Source organism: Streptomyces sp. NPDC045967, assembly GCF_056430495.1.
Map to the genome: position 1 here is coordinate 128,260 of NZ_JBWKLE010000015.1, position 21,487 is coordinate 149,746.

The following is a 21,487-nucleotide window of genomic DNA, read 5'->3' on the forward strand; positions in this document are numbered from 1 at the left end:
CCTGCCCCGCCCTGCCCCGCCCTGCCCCGCTGAGACTACCCACGCTGGTGATGGCCCCGCCGGGTGGTGCGGGTGAGACTGATCGGACTTCAGACGCGCCGGGTGTGCGGCAGCCGCATGCCGGTGCCGTGCCCGGCCGAGGGCTCCCGTAGCCGGGTCGCCTGTCAAGACGATCGGGAAGAAGGGCGGGGATGCCATGCGGCACCTCGAAGTGGCGTTGCTGGGGGCCGGGCTGATCGCGCGGTTCCATCTGGACGCCTGGGTCACCGTCGGGGCGTCCGTGCGGGTCTACTCCACCGACGGGCGGGCCGAGGAACTGGCGCGGGAGTTCGGCGCCAAGGCCGTCGGCTCGCTGGAGGAGGCGCTGGACGGCGTGGACGTCGTCGACATCTGCACCCCGACCGCCACGCACCACGAGATGGCCCTGGCCGCGATCGCCGCGGGGGCCGGCGTCGTGTGCGAGAAGCCGCTGGCCGCCACCACCGAAGAGGCCGAGGAGATCGTCGCGGCGGCGGAGCGGGCCGGTGTGCGGCTCTACCCGACCCATAATGTGCGGTTCGCCCCGGCTTACGGCCGGCTGGGCGAGCTGGTCGCGGCGGGTGGCGTCGGCGCGGGGAGCGTCGCCCGGTTCACCGTGGCCGGCTACCACCCGCGGCCCTGGAGCGGACAGGCCTCCGCGCGGTCGGGCGGGATCGTGACCGACCAGATGCTGCACGGCGTCGACCTCGCCCAGTGGGTCTTCGGCGATGTCGTCCGGGTGCACGCCCACTACCAGGGGCAGATCGCCGCACCGGCACCCACCGGGGCGGTTGCCGTGGGAACCGCGGTCCTCACCCACGCCAGTGGCGCCATCAGCCACGTCGTCAGCCGCTGGATGGCCTCGCCGGTGCCCCCCTACCGCCTCACCTGCCATGTCTCGGGGACGGGCGGAACGGTGGTGTACGACTCGCAGTGGCCCCAGGAGATCCAGGGGTTCGGCGGTTCGGCGGGGGACCTCGCGCACTTCGGGGAAACACCGTTCGTCTCCATGATCCGCGAGTTCGCCCAGGGGTTCACCGGCGGGCCCGAACCGCGTCTGGGAGCCCGGGACGGGCTGGCCGCCATCCGCATCACCCGAGCCGCGGCGGAGTCCGCCTGGACAGGACGTGCCGTGGAACTGACCGCCGAGGGGGCCGCCGCATGAAGGTCGCCGTGTTGTCCTTCGCCCACGAGCGCGCCGCGACGTACGCCCGGCTGCTGCGCGACCTGCCCGGCGTCGACCTGGTCATCGCGGACCCGGACGGCGCGCCGGACGATCCGGCCCGGGGCCGGGCCGTGGCCGCGGAACTGGGCGCCGTGTACGCCGGCGGCTGGGACGAGGTGTTCGCGCTGCGGCCCGGAGCCGTGGTGGTCGCCGGTGAGGTCGAGCGCCGCCGGGAGCTGGTCGAGCGGGCGGCCGGAGCCGGCGCGCACGTCCTGGTCGAGCAGCCGATGGCGGCCGGGGAGGAGGATGCCCGGGCCATGGTGCGGGCGTGCGAGAAGGCCGGAGTGCGGCTGACCGTGGCGTCACCGGCCCGCTTCAGCCCGGCGTTCACCGCCGTGCGCGAGGGGATCGCGGGCGGCGCGGCCATCGGGACGCTGACCACCCTGCACGGGTCGTACAACGCCCCCGCGACCGGGGGAGCGCTGGACGCCCACGCCCCCGTCCTGCTCGACATGGTGGACGCGGTGCTGGGCGGGGAACCGGCACTCCAGGTGTACGCGCAGACCAACAGCGTCCTGAGCGGGAAGCCGGACGTCGAGAGCGCGGCGGTCGTCTCCGTGCGGTACGCGAACGGGGCGGTCGCCTCCCTCGACTGCAGTTGGAGCCCGTCGGCGGACCGGGCCGCCCGCGGCGGACCGGCCATGACCTTCATCGGGGAGCAGGCGAGCGTGGAGTTCGACGCCGCGCCGCGGCTGCTCGGCGGGTTCGACACGGCCACGGGTACCGAGCGCCGGGAGCCGGGCGGAACCGACCTGTACGCGGCCATGCTCGGCGCGTTCATCACCGCCGCCGGGCAGGGGGAGCAGGCCGGCCCGGACGGCGCGGCCGGCCTGCGGACCCTGCGCGTCATCGAGGCGGCCCGCACATCGGCGCGCACGGGCCGCCCCGTCGACCTCGCGGCCTCCTGACCCACCCGGCCCCGCCGGAGCCGTCGCCGCTTTCCGGAAAGCGGCGACGGCTTTCGAATTCCCGGCGGAATGCACTCGGCGCATGCCGGAGTTCCGCTACACGCCTGCTCGAAGTGCGCCTTCCGGCCCCCCCGGCCCTACCAGGCTGGGGGATGCCCTGCCGCAATGGCCGGATCTAGTGTGGCCCCAGAGGATCAAAGACAGCCCCGTCGTGATGAATTACCGAACCGGTGAATCGAATACATCGAGGAAATCGGCGGACCGCCCCGGGGCGCGTGGACCTCCAAATTCTGCTCCGATCGGTAAGGGGACTCCGGGATGTCGCACCTCCTGCACATAGACTCGAGCATCGGCACGGAATCCGTGTCGAGGCGGCTGTCGGCCTACTTCGCCGAGGAATGGCGCAGCAGCCACCCCGGCAGCGGCTCCTCCTACCGCGACCTCGCGGCGCAGCCGATCCCGCACATCACGCACCCCGTGCACCAGTCCCTCGTCTACCCGGACGGCGACCACGGGCAGAGCGAGCAGGAGCGGGACCTCACCGCGGCGATCACGAACGAGCTGTACGAGGCGTCGACGATCGTCGTCGGCGTCCCGATGCACAACTTCTCGATCCCCTCGACGTTCAAGGCGTGGCTGGACCGCATCGTCCACCCGGCCCACATGTCGATGCCCGGCAAGACCAGCCCGCTGAGCGGGAAGTCGGTCGTGGTCATCCAGGCCCGCGGCGGCTCGTACGCGCCCGGCACCCCCCGCGAGGACTTCGACTTCCAGGAGCCCTACCTGCGTGCGGTGCTGGAGGCCGTCGGCCTCGGGGACGACCTGACGTTCGTGAGCGCCGAGCTGACGATGGCCGCGTCCGTTCCGCAGATGGAACAGCTCCGGCCGCTGGCCGAGGCCTCGCTGGCGAACGCGTACGAAACCCTCAAGAAGCTCGCCGCGTAAACCGGCGCGGTCCCATCGGGGCTACAGACATCATCTCGAGTGAGAAGGATTCCATGAGCGACGCAATTTCCTTCGAGGACCACTGGGCGCGAACCCACCAGTTCGATCCTCCTGCGATATTCGACTCGCTGCGTGAAGAGCGCCCGCTCGCGAAAATGGTGTACCCCGACGAGCACGTCGGCTGGCTCACCACCAGTCACGAACTGGCACGCAAGGTCCTCAGCGACCCGCGGTTCAGCCATTCCATGGAAACCTGTCACTTCCCGACGACCCACTGGGGTGAGCTGACGCCGAACTCCCCGGACATCCCGGGGATGTTCATCTACATGGACCCGCCCCAGCAGACCCGCTACCGGCGGCTGCTGACGGGCGAGTTCACCGGCCGCCGTGCGGCGCAGATGACCTCGCGCGTCGAGGTGATGGCCGACGAGCAGATCAAGGTCATGCGCGAGCGCGGCGGGACCGCGGACCTGGTGGAGGACTTCGCCGAACCGCTGGCCCTGCGGGTGGTGTGCGAGGTGGTCGGCCTGCCCTACGGCGAACGCGACCGGTTCGCGCACGCACCGAAGATCATGCACGACCCGGAGTCGAAGATGGAGGAGGTCGGCCCCGCCTACGAGCAGGCGCTGGGCTACTTCTTCGAGCTCATCGCGAGGAAGCGCGAGCAGCCCGAGGACGACATCCTCAGCCGCCTCGTCGCCGGCGGCTCGCTGACCGACGAAGAAGTGTGCAACATGGTCGCCCTGCTGCTCTTCGCGGGCTACGGCACCACCGGCCCGGCCCTGGCCGTGAGCGCGTTCGCCCTGCTGCACCACGAGGACCAGATGGCGGCGCTGCGCGCGGACCCGGCCAAGCTGGACGGCGCGGTCGAGGAACTCCTGCGCTACATCACCATCAACCAGTACGAGATCTTCCGCACCGCGGTGGAAGACGTCGAGCTGAACGGCGAGACCGTCAAGAAGGGCGACACCGTCACGGTGTCGCTGCCCGCGGCCAACCGCGACCCGGCCAAGTTCGGCTGCCCCGCGCAGCTGGACATCGACCGGGACACCTCGGGCCACATGTCCTTCGGGTACGGCGTCCACCAGTGCCTGGGCCAGAACCTGGCGCGCGTCACCCTGCGGGTCGGCCTGTCCGCCCTGCTCCGGGAGTTCCCCGACCTCCGCCTGGCCGTCGCCTTCGACGACGTCCCGCTGAGCACCAAGGGCTCCGTGTTCGGGCTCAAGAGCCTGCCCGTCTCCTGGTAATCCTTCCTCTTTCCCCCGAAAGGAACTGCGGCACAGTGCGCACCGACCTGATCAAGCCACTTCCTGTCGCAGTCATGGAGCACGCGACCCGCTTCCCCGGAAAGGTCGCCTTCGCAGACGACCGGCGGGTGGTCACCTACGGTGATCTCGAGGCGCGCACGCGCCGGCTCGCCGGTCATCTGGCGGTCCTCGGCGTCGAGCGCGGCGACCGGGTGGCCCTCTGCCTGGGCAACACCGTCTCCACCGTCGAGAGCTACCTCGCGATCGTGCGCGCCGCCGGCATCGGCGTTCCGCTGAACCCCGCCTCCTCGCTGGCCGAGCTGGAGTACCTGCTGGCCGACAGCGGCGCCACGGTGGTCATCACCGACGCCGTGCAGGCGGCGCGGCTCCGGGGCTCGGCGGCCGTGGCGCCCGGTGTCACGCTCGTGGTGACGGGCGAAGTCCCGGCGGGATGGGGCGCGCACGCGTACGACGCACTCGCGGTCAGCGAGCCGGCCCAGGCGGCCAGGGACGACCTCGGCCTCGACGAGGTCGCCTGGATGTTCTACACCTCCGGTACGACCGGCCGGCCCAAGGGCGTGCTGTCCACACAGCGCAACTGCCTCTGGTCCGTCGCCTCCTGCTACGTGCCCGTACCCGGTCTGACGGACCAGGACCGGGTGCTGTGGCCCCTCCCGCTCTTCCACAGCCTCTCGCACATCGCGTGCGTGCTGTCCGTCACCGTGGTCGGCGCCACCGCCCGGCTCATGGACGGCAGTTCCGCGCAGGACGTGATCCGGGTGCTGGCCGAGGACGGTTCCACCTTCCTGGCCGGCGTGCCCACCACCTACCACCACCTGGTGACGGCCGCCCGCCGGCACGGATTCACCGCCCCCGCCCTGCGCATCGGCCTGGTCGGCGGAGCGGTCACCGGCTCCCGGCTGCGCCGGGACTTCGAGGAGGTCTTCGGGGTCCCGCTGGTCGACGCCTACGGCAGCACCGAGACCTGCGGCGCCATCACGATCAACCCGCCGGACGGCGAGCGCGTCGACGGGTCCTGCGGCCTGCCCGTGCCGGGCGTCGGGGTCCGTATCGTCCACCCCACCACCGGTCTCGACGTACCCGCCGGCCAGGAGGGCGAGGTGTGGGTCAGCGGCCCGAACGTCATGGCCGGCTACCACAACAGCCCCGAGGCGACCGCCGCGGCGATGAGCGAGGGCTGGTACCGCACCGGAGACCTGGCCCGGCGCGACGACGCCGGCTACTTCACCATCCGCGGCCGGATCAAGGAACTCGTCATCCGCGGCGGGGAGAACATCCACCCCGAGGAGGTCGAGGCGGTGCTGCGCGGCGTCCCGGGCGTCGCCGACGCCGCGGTGGCCGGTGTACCGCACGGCACGCTCGGCGAGGTACCCGTCGCGTACGTGGTCCCCGGGCCCGCCGGCTTCGACGCGGCGGCGCTGATCGACCGGTGCCGGGAGCAGTTGTCCGCCTACAAGGTGCCGGAGGAGGTCCGGGAGGTCGCCGCCATCCCGCGGACGGCGTCCGGCAAGACCCAGCGGCGTCTGCTGGCCGAGCGGCCCAGCCGGCTGCGGTACGCGGCGAGCGGGCACCACGACGGGCTCCTGGGGCTGGACTGGATCCCGGCGGCAGCGGCGAAGGAGCCCGCCGCCCCGGCCGGCGACTGGGCGGTGGCGGGCCCGGCGGACACCGGCCTCGCGGCCGCGCTGCACGCCGCCGGGATCACCGGCGTTCGGCAGTACCCGGACCTGGGGGCGGCGGGGGCGGCCGTGGCCGCCGGTGACGCGGCCCCCGCAGTGATCCTCGTCGTCCAGCCGTCCGAGATCAGGGACGCGGTCGGCGCGGTGGACCCGATCGAGGCGTTGGCAGCCGGGCGTGCCCGGGCCGCGGCCCTCGCGGAGCAGTTGGCCGCCTGGGAGGCCCGTACGGAGCAGGCGGCCACCCGACTGGTGGTCCTCACCCGCGGTGCGGTCGCCGCCGGCGCGCAGGACGGTGCCCTGGACCTGGCCGGGGCCGCGCTCTGGGCCGTCGCCCGCTCCTTCCAGGAGGCCCGTCCGGCCGCGGTCACCCTTGTCGACCTGGAAGCCGCCGACGCCCTCGCCCCCGACGCCGACGGGAGCCGAGACCTGGGCTGGAACTGCCTGCCGGCCGCGATCGCGTCCGGCGAGCCGCAGATCGCGGTGCGCTCGGGCGCCCTGCTGGTGCCGCGGCTGCACCACCTGCCCGTCGTCCCGGCGCCGCAGGTGGCGTCCTGGCCGGGAGTCGCCGGCACCGTGCTGGTGACCGGAGCCGACACCGGGCGCGGTGCGGCCCTCACCCGCCGGCTGGTCTCCGTCCACGGGGCGCAGAACCTGCTGCTCGTCAGTGCCCCCGGCAGCGCCGGCACCGCTCCCTCCGGCGCCGAGCTGGGGCTCGCCGAGACCGCCGTCTTGCGGGTGACCGCTGACGGCGAGGACCCGCAGCCGCTGCGGACCGCCCTGGCCGGCCTGCCGAGCCCGGTGACCACGGTGGTCCACGCCGCCGACGACCCCGCACTGGCCCTCCTCCTCGACGGCATGACCGCGGGGGACGCGCCCGCCGCCTTCATCGTGGTGTCCGGCACCGCCGGGCTGCTGGGTGAACCGGGCCGCCCGGACGGGGCCGTCGCCCAGCTCCTCGCCGATGCGGTGGTGCGCAACCGCCGGCTGCGCGACCTGCCGGGCTCCTTCCTGGCCTGCGGCGCCTGGCCCGGCGCCGCTGCCGAGACCGCCCCGGACGACGACACCGGCCGGCTGCGCCACCTGCTCCCCTCCGCGTTCGACCTCGTCATGACCACGGACCGCTCCTCGCTGGTGGCCCTGGAGGGGGCGGCGCCGACCGCCGGCACCACCCCGGTCCCCGCCCTCCTCGACGCGCTGGTCGAGGACCCGGCACGACCGAACGGGGCCGACCCGGCCGTCACGGCGGCCCTGCGCGACCGGCTGGCCGGCCTGGACGAGCGCGCACAGCTGGCACTGCTCCAGGACCTGGTCCGTACGGAAGCGGCCGCCGTGCTGCAGCGGACGGCACCCGAACAGGTCCCCGTCGACCGCGCGTTCCGCGACCTGGGCTTCACCTCGATGGCCGTCGTCCGGCTGCGCGACCGGCTGGCCGCGAGCACCGGACTGCCGCTGGCGACCACGGTCGTCTTCGACCACCCCACTCCGGCGGCACTGGCCGCCTGCCTGCGGGCCGAGGTGCTCGGCCTGACCCGCGCGGTGACCGAGCCGGTCATGGCGGCCGACCCCGACGAACCGCTCGCGATCGTGGGCATGGCCTGCCGCCTGCCGGGCGGCGTGACGGGACCGGAGGACCTGTGGCGCCTGGTCTCGGAGGGCCGGGACGCCCTGTCCGACTTCCCCGACGACCGCGGCTGGGACCTGGAGGGCCTGTTCGACCCGGACCCGGACCGCACGGGCACCTCCTACACCGACCAGGGCGGCTTCCTGCACGACGCGGGGCTCTTCGACGCGGGGTTCTTCGGGATCTCGCCGCGTGAGGCGCTGGCCATGGACCCGCAGCAGCGGCTGCTGCTGGAGACCTCCTGGGAGGCCCTGGAGGCCGCCGGAATCAACCCGCCCGGTCTGAAGGGCACCGATGTCGGAGTGTTCTCCGGCCTGTTCGGCCAGGGCTACGGCACCGGCGCCGCGGCGGCGGCTCCGGAGCTGGAAGGTTTCACCACCACCGGCCTGGCGCCCAGCGTGGCCTCGGGCCGCGTCTCGTACGTGCTCGGCCTCGAAGGCCCGGCCGTCACCGTCGACACCGCGTGCTCCTCCTCGCTGGTCGCGATGCACCTGGCCGCGCAGGCCCTGCGGCAGGGCGAGTGCTCGATGGCGCTCGCGGGCGGCGTTTCCGTTATGGCGACGCCCGGCCACTTCGTGGAGTTCTCCCGCCAGCGGGCGCTGGCCGCCGACGGGCGCTGCAAGGCGTTCGCGGCGGCGGCCGACGGCACGGGCTGGGCCGAGGGCGTGGGTGTGGTCGTGTTGGAGCGGCTGTCGGTGGCGCGCGCACGCGGTCACCGGGTGCTGGCGGTGCTGCGCGGCAGCGCCGTCAACCAGGACGGCGCCTCCAACGGTCTGACCGCGCCGAGCGGTCCCTCGCAGCAGCGGGTGATCCGCCGGGCCCTCGCCCAAGCCGGCCTGGCGCCGGCGGAGGTGGACGTCGTGGAGGCCCACGGGACCGGTACGGCCCTGGGGGACCCGATCGAGGCGCAGGCGATCCTGGCGACGTACGGTCGGGACCGCGATGCGGAGCGGCCGCTGTGGCTCGGGTCGTTGAAGTCGAACATCGGTCACACCCAGGCGGCTGCCGGTGTCGCCGGTGTGATCAAGATGGTGCAGGCGCTGCGGCACGGCGTGCTGCCGGCGACCCTGCACGTGGACGCTCCCACCCCGCAGGTGGACTGGTCCGCGGGCGCGGTGGAACTGCTCACGGAGGCGCGGGAATGGCCGCGCGGCGACCGTCCGCGCCGAGCCGGTGTGTCGTCGTTCGGCGTCAGTGGGACGAACGCGCACCTGATCCTGGAGGAGGCGCCCGCCGAGGAGACGGGGACCGCATTCGAGGAGCAAACGTCCCCCACCGGTGCGCTGCCGCTGGTGGTGACGGCGGGAACCGCCGCCTCCCTGGCCGGTCAGGCCGATCGCCTCGGCGCGTACGTGGAGTCCGCGGCCGACGCGGTGTCCCTGGCGGACGTGGCCGGGGCCCTGGTGTCGGACCGCGCGGTCTTCGGTGAGCGTGCGGTGGTCGTGGCCGACGCGGGTGACCGCGAGGCGGCACTGACCGCGCTCCGGGCGCTGGCCCGGGGCGAGAGCGCGCCGGGCGTGGTGTCCGGCAGCGCCGGTTCGGGTGCGCCGGGCAGGGTCGTGTGGGTGTTCCCGGGGCAGGGTGCGCAGTGGGCGGCCATGGGACGCGAACTGCTGGATTCCTCGCCGGTGTTCGGGACACGGATCGCTGAGTGTGCGGCGGCTTTGGAGCCGTTCGTGGACTGGTCGCTGGTCGAGGTGTTGCGCGGGGAGACGGACCCGGAGCTGATGGAGCGGGTGGATGTGCTCCAGCCGGCCAGCTTCGCCGTGATGGTGGGTCTGGCGGCGGTCTGGGAGTCGGTCGGTGTCAAGGCCGATGCGGTACTGGGTCACTCCCAGGGTGAGATCGCGGCCGCGTGTGTGGCCGGTGCGCTCTCCCTGGAGGACGCAGCACGGGTGGTGGCCCTGCGCAGTCAGGCCATCGCGAAGGATCTGGCCGGTCGGGGCGGTATGGCCTCGGTCGCGCTGAGCGAGGCCGATGCGGTCGCGCGGATTCTGCCGTGGGCCGATCGGGTGGAGGTCGCCGCGGTCAACGGGCCGTCGTCGGTGGTGATCGCGGGTGACGCGCAGGCGCTGGACGAGGCCCTGGCAGCCCTGTCGGCCGACGGTGTGCGGGTCCGCCGGGTGGCGGTGGACTACGCCTCCCACACCCGGCACGTGGAGGACATTCGCGAGGCGCTCGCGGAGACGCTGGTCGGGATCGAGGCGCAGGCGCCGCGGATCCCCTTCTACTCGACCGTCACCGGCGGTTGGGTGGCGCAGGCCGGTGTCCTGGACGGTGACTACTGGTACCGCAATCTCCGCGGTCAGGTCGGCTTCGGCCCGGCGGTGGCGGAGCTGGCAGGTCAGGGTCACGGGGTGTTCGTGGAGGTCAGCGCCCACCCGGTGCTGGTCCAGCCGATCACGGAGACTGTCGACGCCGGTGGCTCCGATGTCGTGGTGACGGGTTCGCTGCGCCGGGAGGACGGGGGCCTGCGTCGCCTCTTCGCCTCGATGGCCGAGCTGTTCGTGCGCGGTGTGGCCGTGGACTGGAGCGCTGTCCTGCCCGAGCCCACCGCTCGGGTCGAGCTCCCGACGTACGCCTTCGACCACCGGCACTATTGGCTGGAGGCGGGCGAGTCGGCCACCGACGCCGCCTCCCTCGGACTGGCCGCGGCCGGTCACCCCATGCTCGGTGCGATCGTGAGCACGCCCCATTCGACCGGTCTCACGGCCACGTCGAGCTGGTCGCTCCGGGCGCACCCCTGGCTCGGGGAGCACCTGCTGTCCGACGTCGTCGTCGTACCGAACGCCACTCTGGTCGAACTGTCCATCCGGCTCGGTGACCTGACCGCCACACCCCTGCTCGACGAACTGACCGTCGAGACGCCCGTGGTCATGCCGCAGCGCGGCGGCCGCAGCATCCAGGTGGTCGTCGGCGAGCCCGATGACGCACGACGGCGGCCGGTGGAGATCTACTCGCGCGCGGCGGACGCCGCCCTGGACGCCCCGTGGACGCGCCACGCGCACGGCGTGCTGGCGCCCGCCACAGCCACGGTGACGACCCCCGTGACGACCCCCCTCTCCGGGCCCGCCACCGAAGTCGCCCTGGAGGGCGCCGCCCTGCGTGACGCGGCCCGCTACGGGGTGCACCCCGCGCTGCTGGACGCCGCCGTGCGCACGGTCGTCCCCGACGGCATGGTCCCGGCGGTGTGGTCCGGGGTGTCCCTGCTCGCGTCCGGCGCCGCCGCACTGCGCGTGCGGACGGGCGGGACCTCGGCGGACGGGACCGGCCTCGAGCTGAGCGACCCCACCGGGCAGCCGGTCATGACCGTCGCGGCGGTGCTCCCCACCCCGTTCTCCCCCGAGCAGGCGGGTATCGCGGGCGCGTCGGCCCACGACGCGCTGTTCCGGGTCGACTGGACCGGGCACGCGCTGCCCGCCGTGGAGCGCCCCTTCGACATGGTGGCCGTCCGGACCTCCGAGGACGTCACCGCTTCGGCGGGAGAGCCCGGCTCGGGGCCCGACGTCCTCCTGTACGAGGTCCGGGGCACCCCGGGCGGCGCCGACCCGCGCGCTGCGGTCAACGCGGCCCTGGCCGTGCTCCAGACCTGGCTGGCGGAACCGGGCCTCGCGGACACCCGGTTGGCCGTCGTCACCGGGGACTGCGCGGAACTCGACGCGGCGGCGGTGTGGGGCCTGGTGCGCTCGGCGCAGTCCGAGCACCCGGACCGGATCGTCCTGGCCGAGCTCGACGACGCCTCCCGGTCCGCCCTGCCGGCCGTGGTGCTGAGCGGCGAGCCGCAGATCCGGGTGCGGGACGGGGTCGCGGAGGTCCCGCGGCTCGTGCGCGTGGCCACCGCGCCGGACGGGTCGCTGCCCGGGGCCGCCGCCCGGCCGCCGCGTCGGCTCGACACCGACGGGACCGTACTGATCACCGGTGGCACCGGGACGCTGGGTGCGATGACGGCGCGGCACCTGGTCACCGCGTACGGGATCAGGCATCTGGTCCTGGCCGGGCGCCGGGGTCACGCGCCGGAGCTCCACGAGGAGCTGACCGCCCTGGGCGCGTCCGTGACCGTCGCCGCCTGCGACACCGCGGACCGCGGCCAACTCGAGGCGCTGCTGCGCGGGATACCCGCCGAGCACCCGCTCACCGCCGTGGTGCACTCCGCCGGAGTCCTGGACGACGGGGTGCTCACCGAGCTCACCCCGGAACGCGTCGACACCGTGCTGCGGCCCAAGCTGGACGCGGCGCTGCACCTGCACGAGCTCACCCGCGACCTGGACCTCGCCGCGTTCGTGCTGTACTCCTCCGCGGCCGGCGTCCTCGGCAATCCCGGACAGGCCAACTACGCCGCGGCGAACGCCTGCCTGGACGCGCTGGCCCGGCAGCGGACCGCGCTCGGCCTGCCGGCCGTCTCCCTCGCCTGGGGCTATTGGGCGACGGTCAGTGCCATGACCGAGCACCTGAGCGCCGCCGACCTGCGCCGCAACCAGCGCATCGGCATGAGCGGCCTCTCCGCCGACCAGGGCATGGCCCTGCTGGACGCCGCACTGGGCGGCGCCGACGCGGGCGCCACCGGCGCCCTGGTGGCGGCCCGGTTCGACGTGTCCGCGCTGCGGGCGGCGGCGGCCGAGGGCCCGGTTCCCCCGCTGCTGCGGGGCCTGGCCCCCTCGCCGCGACCGGCGGCCCGGGCCGCCGCTCCGTCGGGGCCCGCGTCCCTGCGCGAGCGCATCGCCGGCCTGGATGAGGCGGAGCAGGCCGAAGCGCTCGTCGAGCTGGTCCGGCGGCACGCCGCCGAGGTGCTCGGCCACGCCGACGCCGGCGCCGTCCACGCCGACCGGACCTTCAAGGAGGCCGGATTCGACTCGCTGATGGCGGTGGAACTGCGCAACCGGCTCGCCGCCGCGACCGGGTTGACCCTCTCCCCGGTGATGGTCTTCGACCACCCGAAGCCGACGACCCTCGCCGACCACCTGCGCGCCAAGCTGTTCGGCGGTACACCGCAGCACTCCTCCGGACCCGCCGTGCCGGCCGCCGCGGAGGACGAGCCGATCGCGATCGTGGCGATGGCGTGCCGCTTCCCCGCGGGAGTCAACAGTCCGGAGGACCTCTGGCGGGTCGTGGCCGAGGGCGTCGACGCCGTCACCGAGTTCCCCGACGACCGGGGCTGGGACATCGAGCGGCTCTTCCACCCCGACCCCGACCACGCCGGCACCACGTACGTCCGGCACGGCGCCTTCCTCGACGACGCCGCCGGGTTCGACGCCGCGTTCTTCGGCATCTCGCCGAACGAGGCCCTCGCCATGGACCCGCAGCAGCGGCTGCTGCTGGAGACCTCCTGGGAGGCCTTCGAGCGGGCCGCGATCGACCCGACCACGCTGGCCGGCGAGGACGTGGGCGTCTTCGTCGGCGTCAACAGCCACGACTACAGCATGCGCATGCACCGGGCCTCCGGCGTCGAGGGGTTCCGCCTCACCGGCGGTTCGGGCAGCGTCACCTCCGGACGCATCGCCTACCACCTGGGCTTCGAGGGCCCGGCCCTCACCGTCGACACGGCCTGCTCCTCCTCGCTGGTGGCCCTGCACCTCGCGGCGCAGGCCCTGAACCGGGGCGAGTGCACGATGGCGCTGGCCGGCGGCGTGATGGTGATGGGCACCGTGGAGACCTTCGTCGAGTTCTCCCGGCAGCGCGGCCTGGCCCCCGACGGCCGCTGCAAGGCGTTCGCGGACGGCGCCGACGGCACCGGCTGGTCCGAGGGCGCCGGGCTGCTCCTGGTCGAGCGGCTCTCGGACGCCCGCCGCCGCGGCCACCAGGTGCTGGCCGTGGTCCGCGGTTCGGCGGTGAACCAGGACGGCGCGTCGAACGGTCTGACCGCGCCGAACGGCCCCGCCCAGCAGCGGGTGATCCGCAAGGCCCTGGCCGGTGCCGGTCTCTCCCCGTCCGAGGTGGACGCGGTGGAGGCGCACGGCACCGGAACGACGCTCGGCGACCCGATCGAGGCGGAGGCGCTGCTGGCGACCTACGGCCAGGACCGGCAGGGCGGCGAACCGCTGTGGCTCGGTTCCGTGAAGTCCAACCTCGGCCACACCCAGGGTGCGGCGGGCGTCGCGGGCGTGATCAAGATGGTCATGGCCATGCGGCACGGGACGCTTCCCAAGACGCTGCACGTGGACCGCCCCTCGACCCACGTCGACTGGTCCGCAGGCGCCGTGGAACTGCTCACCGAGGCCCGTGACTGGCCGCGCGGCGACCGGCCGCGCCGGGCCGGGGTGTCCTCCTTCGGCATCGGCGGCACCAACGCGCACGTCGTCCTGGAGGAGGCTCCCGAGCCGCCGGCGACCGTCGTACCGCCGCCCGGGACCCTCTCCCGGCCCGCCGGCGTCCCCGTACCGGTGCCCGTGTCGGCGCGTACCGCGGCCGGACTGCGCGGCCAGGCCGGGCGGCTCGCCCAGTTCCTCGACGAGCGGCCGGACGTAACCCTCACCGACGCCGCCCACGCCCTCGCCACCGCGCGGGCCCAGCTCGACCACCGGGCCGTCGTTTTGACCGCCGACCGCGACCGGCTGCGCGCCGACCTGAGCGCCTTCGGGGGCGGGGACACGAGCCCCGCGGTCGTCTCCGGCACCCCGGTCCCGGGCAAGCTCGCCGTCCTGTTCACCGGACAGGGCAGCCAGTGGGCCGGCATGGGGCGCGAACTCGCCGACGCCTTCCCCGTCTTCCGCGACGCCTTCACCGCCGCCTGCGCCGCCGTGGAGGAGCACCTGGGCGATCACACGGCGCGGCCGCTGCACGAGGTCGTGTTCGCCGCGCCCGGTACGCCCGACAGCGAACTGCTCGACCGGACCGTGTACACGCAGGGCGCCCTGTTCGCCCTGGAGACCGCGCTGTTCCGGCTCTTCGAGTCCTGGGGGGTCCGGCCGGACCTCCTCGCCGGCCACTCGATCGGCGAGATCACGGCCGCGCACGTCTCCGGGGTCCTCCCACTGGCCGAGGCGGGCAAGCTGGTCGCCGCCCGCGGCCGGCTGATGCAGGCCCTGCCGCACGGCGGTGCGATGGTCGCCGTCCAGGCCACCGAGGCCGACGTGGAACCCCTGCTGGCCCGGGCGGGCGGCGCGGTCTGCGTGGCGGCGGTGAACGGCCCCGACACGCTGGTGCTCTCCGGCGCCGAGGACGCGGTGCTCGCCGCAGCCGCCGAACTGGCGGGCCTCGGACGCAAGACGCGCAGGCTGACCGTCAGCCACGCCTTCCACTCCTCGCTCATGGAGCCCATGCTCGACGCGTTCCGCACGGTCGCGCGGAGCATCTCGTACCAGCCGGGCACCCTCCCGGTCGTCTCCACCCTGACGGGCGAACTCGTCCGCGACGGGCGCCTGGGCGATCCCGAGTACTGGGTCGACCAGGTACGCCACGCGGTGCGGTTCGGCGACGCCGTCACCTCGCTCAGCGGCCAGGGAGCGACGACATTCCTCGAGATCGGCCCGGGCGGGGCCCTCGCCGCGATGGCGCTCGGCACGCTCGGCGCACCGGAGCAGAGCTGCGTCGCCACCCTGCGCAGGAACGGCGCGGAAGCCGCGGACGTCATGACCGCCCTCGCGCAGCTGCACGTGCGGGGCGTGGCCCTGGACTGGGCGGCCGTCCTCGGCGTCCCCGGCACGCCGGCCGGCACCGAACTGCCGACGTACGCGTTCCAGCACCAGCGGTACTGGATCGAAGGCGACGAGAACCCGGCGGGCGGAGCCGAGGCCCTGGGCGCCGCCGACGCCCGCCACCCGCTGCTCGGTACCGTCATCGACATCCCGGGCGAGGGCGGCGACAACGGCGTGGTGCTCACCGGGCAGCTCTCGCCGCGCAGTCTGGGCCGGTTCGCCGACCGGGCGATCGCCGACGGCGCGAGCGGGGTCCCGGCCGCCGCCCTGCTGGAGATGCTCGTCCGGGCCGGCGACGCGGTGGGCTGCGGAAGCCTGGAAGAGATCGTGGTCGAGACGCCCCTGACGGCGCCGGGGCGGGGCGGCACGCAGGTCCGGGTGCCGGTGGAGGGTCCCGGTCCGGACGGGCGCCGGACGGCGGCCGTCTACGCCAGGTCCCTCGACCCGGAGCCGGGCCCCTGGATCCGTCACGCACGGGCCGTGCTGGTCCCCGGCATGCCGCAGCCGGCCTTCGAGCTGCGCAGCTGGTCGCGGCCCGCGGAGCACGATGCGCCCCTCCCGGGCGAACACCTGGTGTGGGAGCAGGACGGGCAGGTCTTCGCGGAGATCGCACTCGCGGAGGAACCGGCCGACGAGGCAGCCCGCTTCGCCCTCCACCCCGTGCTCGTCGACACCGCCCTGCGCCTTCTGGACTCCCGTACGTCCTCGGACCCGGAGACCGCCGCCGGCGGCCACCGCGACCTGGCCGCCGCTTCCGGCCTGGCCGTGTACGCGGAGGGCGCCGCCGTGCTGCGGCTGCGGATCAGCCCGGCGCAGGACGGCCGCCATCTGCTCGAACTCGCGGACGCGGCGGGTGAACCCGTCGCGGTCCTGGGCCCCTTGACCCTGGCCGCCACCGCGACCGCGACCCCGGCCGTCGCCGACACCGCCGCTGCCGAAGCGCCGCGGCCCGTCTCCGCGGCGCCGACCCGGCGGGTGGTCTCGCGCGGTGAAGGCGCCGCCGAGGCCGTCGCCGGCCGGTTGGCCGGACTGCCGGCCGCCGAGCAGCAGCGGATCCTGCTGGACCTGGTCCGGGAGAGCACCGCTCTCGTGCTCGGCCACCGCGACGCGGACGGCTTCGACCCGGAGCAGTCGTTCAAGAGCCTCGGCTTCGACTCCCTCACCGCGGTCAAGTTCTGCACCCGCATGCGCGACCTCACCGGGATCGACCTCCCCGCCACGCTCGTCTTCGACTATCCGAACCCGGCCGTCCTCACCGGCCACCTGCGGGCCGAACTCCTCGGCGAGCAGGCCGAGGTGCCCGCTGCGGTCACGGCGGCGGCGGTCTACGACGAGCCGATCGCGATCGTCGCGATGAGCAGCCGCCTGCCGGGCGGAGCGGACAGCCCCGAGGAACTGTGGAAGCTGGTGCTGGAGCGGCGCGACGCGGTGTCCGGCTTCCCGCTCGACCGTGACTGGGACCTCGAAGGGCTCTACCACCCGGACCCGGCCCACCCGGGGACCAGCTACACCCGCTCAGGCGGGTTCCTGCACGAGGCCGCGCAGTTCGACGCCGGACTCTTCGGGATCTCCCCGCGGGAAGCCCTCGCCATGGACCCCCAGCAACGGCTGCTGCTGGAGACCTCCTGGGAGGCGCTGGAGCGGACGGGCATCGACCCGCTGTCCGTCCGGGGCCGCGACATCGGCGTCTTCACCGGGATCGTCCACCACGACTACGTGACGCGCCTGCGCCAGGTGCCCGAGGACGTCCAGGGCTACCTGATGACCGGTACGGCCGCGAGCGTGGCCTCGGGCCGCGTCTCGTACGTCTTCGGTCTCGAGGGCCCGGCGGTCACGGTGGACACGGCGTGCTCCTCTTCCCTGGTGGCGATCCACCTGGCCGCCCAGTCGCTGCGGCAGGGCGAGTGCTCGATGGCGCTCGCCGGCGGCGCGACGGTGATGGCATCCCCCGACGCCTTCCTGGAGTTCTCCCGCCAGCGCGGCCTGTCCGCCGACGGCCGGTGCAAGGCGTTCTCGGCGGCGGCCGACGGCACGGGCTGGGCCGAGGGCGTCGGTGTGGTCGTCCTGGAACGGCTGTCGGTGGCGCGCGAGCGCGGTCACCGGGTGCTGGCGGTGCTGCGCGGCAGCGCGGTCAACCAGGACGGCGCCTCCAACGGGCTCACCGCGCCGAACGGGCCCTCGCAGCAGCGGGTCATCCGCCGGGCCCTGGCCCAGGCCGGCCTGGCGCCGGCGGACGTGGACGTCGTGGAGGCCCACGGGACCGGAACGGCCCTGGGCGACCCGATCGAAGCGCAGGCGCTGCTGGCCACGTACGGCCGGGACCGCGACCCGGAGCGGCCGCTGTGGCTCGGCTCCCTGAAGTCGAACATCGGTCACACCCAGGCCGCGGCCGGTGTCGCCGGTGTGATCAAGATGGTCATGGCGATGCGGCACGGGGTCATGCCCGCGACGCTGCACGTGGACGAGCCCACGGGTCAGGTCGACTGGTCCGCGGGCGCGGTGGAACTGCTGACCGAGGCACGGGAATGGCAGCGGGACGGCCACCCGCGCCGGGCCGCGGTCTCCTCCTTCGGAGCCAGCGGCACGAACGCGCACCTGATCCTGGAGGAGGCGCCCGCCGAGGAGGAGCCCGCCCCTCAGAAGCCGGCCCCGCGGGAGCCGGCGCTCACCGGAGTGGTGCCGCTGGTGGTGTCGGCCCGCAGCGCCGCGTCCCTGGCCGGCCAGGCCGGGCGGCTCGCGGCCTTCGTCGAGGGCGCCGGGCAGGCGCCGCTCGCGGACGTGGCCGGGACGCTGGTGTCGGGCCGTGCGGCGCTGGGGGAGCGGGCGGTCGTCGTGGCCGGTTCGGACGGGGAGGCCCTCGCCGGTCTGAAGGCGCTGGCCCGCGGTGAGAGCGCCCCCGGTGTCGTCTCCGGCAGCGCCGGTTCCGGTGCGCCGGGCAAGGTGGTGTGGGTGTTCCCGGGGCAGGGTGCGCAGTGGGCGGGTATGGGCCGTGAACTGCTGGATTCATCCCAGGTGTTCGCGGCACGGATCGCTGAGTGTGCGGCGGCTTTGGAGCCGTTCGTGGACTGGTCGCTGGTCGAGGTGTTGCGCGGGGAGACGGATCCGGAGCTGATGGAGCGGGTGGACGTGCTCCAGCCCGCCAGCTTCGCCGTCATGGTGGGCCTGGCAGCGGTGTGGCGCAGTGTGGGAGTGGAGCCGGGCGCCGTGCTCGGCCACTCGCAGGGCGAGATCGCGGCCGCCTGCGTGGCCGGGGCGCTCTCGCTCGACGACGCGGCGCGCGTGGTGGCCCTGCGCAGCCGGGTCATCGCCTCGGAGCTAGCCGGGCGGGGCGGTATGGCCTCGGTGGCGCTGAGCGCGGACGGGGCGGTGGCCCGGCTGGAACCGTGGGCCGACCGCGTCGAGGTCGCCGCGGTCAACGGGCCGGCCTCCGTGGTGATCGCGGGTGACGCCGAGGCGCTGGACGAGGCCCTGGCGGCCCTGACCGCCGACGGCGTCCGGGTCCGGCGGGTCGCGGTGGACTACGCCTCGCACACCCGGCACGTCGAGGACATGCGCGACACCCTGGCCGAGGCACTGGCCGGGATCGGGGCGCGGGCGCCGCAGGTGCCGTTCTACTCCACCGCCACCGGCGGCTGGGTCGAGGACGCAGGCGTCTTGGACGGCGACTACTGGTACCGCAACCTGCGGGGCCAGGTGGGCTTCGGTCCGGCCGTGGCCGACCTGATGGGTCAGGGCCACGGGGTGTTCGTGGAGGTCAGCGCCCACCCGGTGCTGGTCCAGCCCATCACGGAGACCGCCGACGACACCGATACGGACGCGGTGGTCACCGGTTCGCTGCGCCGCGAGGACGGCGGCCTGCGCCGTCTCCTCGCCTCCATGGCCGAACTCTTCGTCCGCGGCGTGGCCGTGGACTGGACCGGGGTCCTGCCGCAGACCTCCGCCGAACGGCGGGTGGACCTGCCCACCTACGCCTTCGACCACCAGCGCTACTGGCTGCGGGAAGCGGAATCGGCGACCGGGGCCGCGGACGCGGCCGAAGGCGCGGACTCCGACTTCTGGGCCGCCGTCGAAGGAGCCGACCTGGACTCGCTCGGCGAGCTGCTGGAGACGGCCTCGGCCGACGAACGCACCGCCTTCGGCACCGTCGTTCCGATGCTCGCCGAGTGGCGGGGCAGGCGCCGCGAGCGGTCCACGGCGGAGAAACTGCGCTACCAAATCACCTGGCAGCCGCTCGACCGCGAGGCCGCCGGCGTACCGAGCGGCCGCTGGCTGGTCGTCGTACCGTCCGGGCGGGCGGACGGCGGTCCGGCCGACACCCTGCTGCGGGAGCTGGCCGGCCTCGGACTGGGCACGGTCCTGCTGGAGGCCGGCGAGGCCGACCTCACCCGCAAGCGGCTCGCGGAGCGGCTGGCCGGCGTCCTGGCCGAGCACGACCTGACGGGTGTGCTGTCCCTGCTCGCCCTGGACCAGCAGACGGGAAGCGGTCCGAAGGACCCGACCGGGGTGGCGGCGCCGACCCTCGCGCTGATCCAGGCGCTGGGCGACAACAACGCCGCGCAGCCGCTGTGGTGCCTGACCCGGGGCGCGGTGAACATCGGCATCCACGACACGCTCGCCTCACCGGCGCAGGCGTCGCTGTGGGGCCTGGGCCGGGCCGCCGCACTCGAACGCCTCGACCGCTGGGGCGGTCTGATCGACCTGCCCGTGGTGGCGGACCCGCGAACGGCCGCGAACCTGCTCGGGGTGCTGAACTCCGCCGCGGGCGAGGACCAGCTCGCCGTCCGCCGGTCGGGCGTGTACAGCCGGCGGCTGGTGCGCAAGCCCGCACCGGACTCCACCGGCGACAGCGGCTGGCAGCCGCGGGGCACCGTCCTGGTGACCGGCGGCGCTGAGGGGCTGGGCCGGCACGTCTCGCTCTGGCTCGCCCAGGCCGGTGCCGAACGGCTGCTCGTCACGACCACCGAGCAGGCGGCCGACGGGAGCGTGCCGCAGCTGCGGGCCGAACTCGCCTCGCTGGGCCTCGCCACCATCGTGGAGTCCTGCGCGGACACCGACCGGGAGACGATCGCGCGACTGGTCGCCGAAACGGCCGCGGAGCAGCCGCTCACGGCCGTCGTGCACGCCGCCGACGTCCAGCAGACCAGCTCCGTCGACGACACCGGCGAGGAGGACCTCGCCGGGGTGTTCGCGGCCAAGGTGGACACGGCCGTCTGGCTGGACGAGTTGTTCGAGAGCACGCCGCTCGACGCGTTCGTCGTGTTCTCCTCGATCGCCGGAGTGTGGGGCGGCGGCGGCCAGGGCCCGTCCGGGGCGGCCAACGCCGTCCTCGACGCCCTGATCGAGTGGCGCCGCGCCCGCGGCCTGCGGGCGACCTCGATCGCCTGGGGAGCCCTCGACCAGATCGGCGTGGGCATGGACGAGGCGGCCCTGGCCCAGCTCCGCCGCCGCGGTGTCCTGCCCATGGGACCCCAGCTGGCGGTGACCGCGATGGTGCAGGCGGTGCGGGCCGACGAGAAGTTCGTCGCCGTGGCCGACATGGACTGGAGCGCCTTCATCCCCGCGTTCACCTCGGTCCGCACCAGCCCCCTCTTCGCCGACCTGCCCGAGGCGAGGCAAGCGCTGCAGGCCCTGCAGGGCGACGGCGGGACCAGCGAGGCCGCCTCGTCCCTCGCCGACTCCCTGCGGGGGGTGGCGGAGAGCGAGCAGAACCGGATCCTGCTGCGGCTGGTACGCGGCCACGCCTCGACGGTCCTCGGCCACAGCGGCGCGGAGGGCATCGGCCCGCGCCAGGCGTTCCAGGAGGTCGGCTTCGACTCGCTCGCCGCCGTCAACCTGCGCAACAGCCTGAACGGGGCCACCGGACTGCGGCTGCCCGCGACGCTGATCTTCGACTACCCCACGCCGGAGGCGCTGGTCGGCCACCTGCGCACCGAACTCCTCAAAGAGGCCGACGACGGCCTGGACGGGCGGGAGGACGAGCTCCGGAACATCCTGGCGTCCGTGCCGTTCGCCCGGTTCAAGGAGGCCGGCGTACTGGACACCCTCCTCGGCCTCGCCGAGACGGACGCGGACGCGGATGCGGACGCGCCGGGAGCGGAACCGTCGGCGGCAGCCGCCGACGTGGAACTGATCGACGCCATGGACGTTGCCGACCTGGTGCAACGGGCCCTGGGCAAGACGAGCTGATCGCCT

Annotated in this window: 5 protein-coding genes; all 5 read left to right on the forward strand. The window is 74.3% G+C overall.

The window, feature by feature from the left end; genetic code table 11:
• Positions 1–196 precede the first annotated feature (196 nt).
• Positions 197–1,183 carry a Gfo/Idh/MocA family protein gene (locus AC07FY_RS25110; RefSeq protein WP_479009994.1) on the forward strand — a complete coding sequence of 329 codons (987 nt, stop codon included), beginning with the start codon at positions 197–199 and terminating at the stop codon, positions 1,181–1,183.
• Positions 1,180–2,151: a Gfo/Idh/MocA family protein gene (locus tag AC07FY_RS25115; RefSeq protein ID WP_479009997.1), complete on the forward strand. Its 972-nt coding sequence runs from the start codon at positions 1,180–1,182 to the stop codon at positions 2,149–2,151. Before AC07FY_RS25110 ends, AC07FY_RS25115 begins: the two co-directional genes overlap by 4 nt.
• 318 nt (positions 2,152–2,469) lie before the next feature.
• Positions 2,470–3,096: an FMN-dependent NADH-azoreductase gene (locus AC07FY_RS25120; RefSeq protein WP_479010000.1), complete on the forward strand. Its 627-nt coding sequence runs from the start codon at positions 2,470–2,472 to the stop codon at positions 3,094–3,096.
• Positions 3,097–3,149: 53 nt separating this feature from the next.
• Entirely contained in the window at positions 3,150–4,343 is a 1,194-nt protein-coding gene (locus AC07FY_RS25125) for a cytochrome P450 (RefSeq protein WP_479010002.1), read from the forward strand.
• A gap of 74 nt (positions 4,344–4,417) precedes the next feature.
• On the forward strand, positions 4,418–21,481 hold the full coding sequence (locus tag AC07FY_RS25130; protein WP_479010004.1) for a type I polyketide synthase: 17,064 nt from the start codon (positions 4,418–4,420) through the stop codon (positions 21,479–21,481).
• Positions 21,482–21,487 lie beyond the last annotated feature (6 nt).

What these genes read in the sequence shown, in the direction of transcription:
- AC07FY_RS25110 (WP_479009994.1), top strand. Translation starts at nt 197, where the DNA reads ATGCGGCACCTCGAAGTGGCGTTGCTGGGGGCCGGGCTGATCGCGCGG.
- AC07FY_RS25115 (WP_479009997.1), top strand. Translation starts at nt 1,180, where the DNA reads ATGAAGGTCGCCGTGTTGTCCTTCGCCCACGAGCGCGCCGCGACGTAC.
- AC07FY_RS25120 (WP_479010000.1), top strand. Translation starts at nt 2,470, where the DNA reads ATGTCGCACCTCCTGCACATAGACTCGAGCATCGGCACGGAATCCGTG.
- AC07FY_RS25125 (WP_479010002.1), top strand. Translation starts at nt 3,150, where the DNA reads ATGAGCGACGCAATTTCCTTCGAGGACCACTGGGCGCGAACCCACCAG.
- AC07FY_RS25130 (WP_479010004.1), top strand. Translation starts at nt 4,418, where the DNA reads ATGGAGCACGCGACCCGCTTCCCCGGAAAGGTCGCCTTCGCAGACGAC.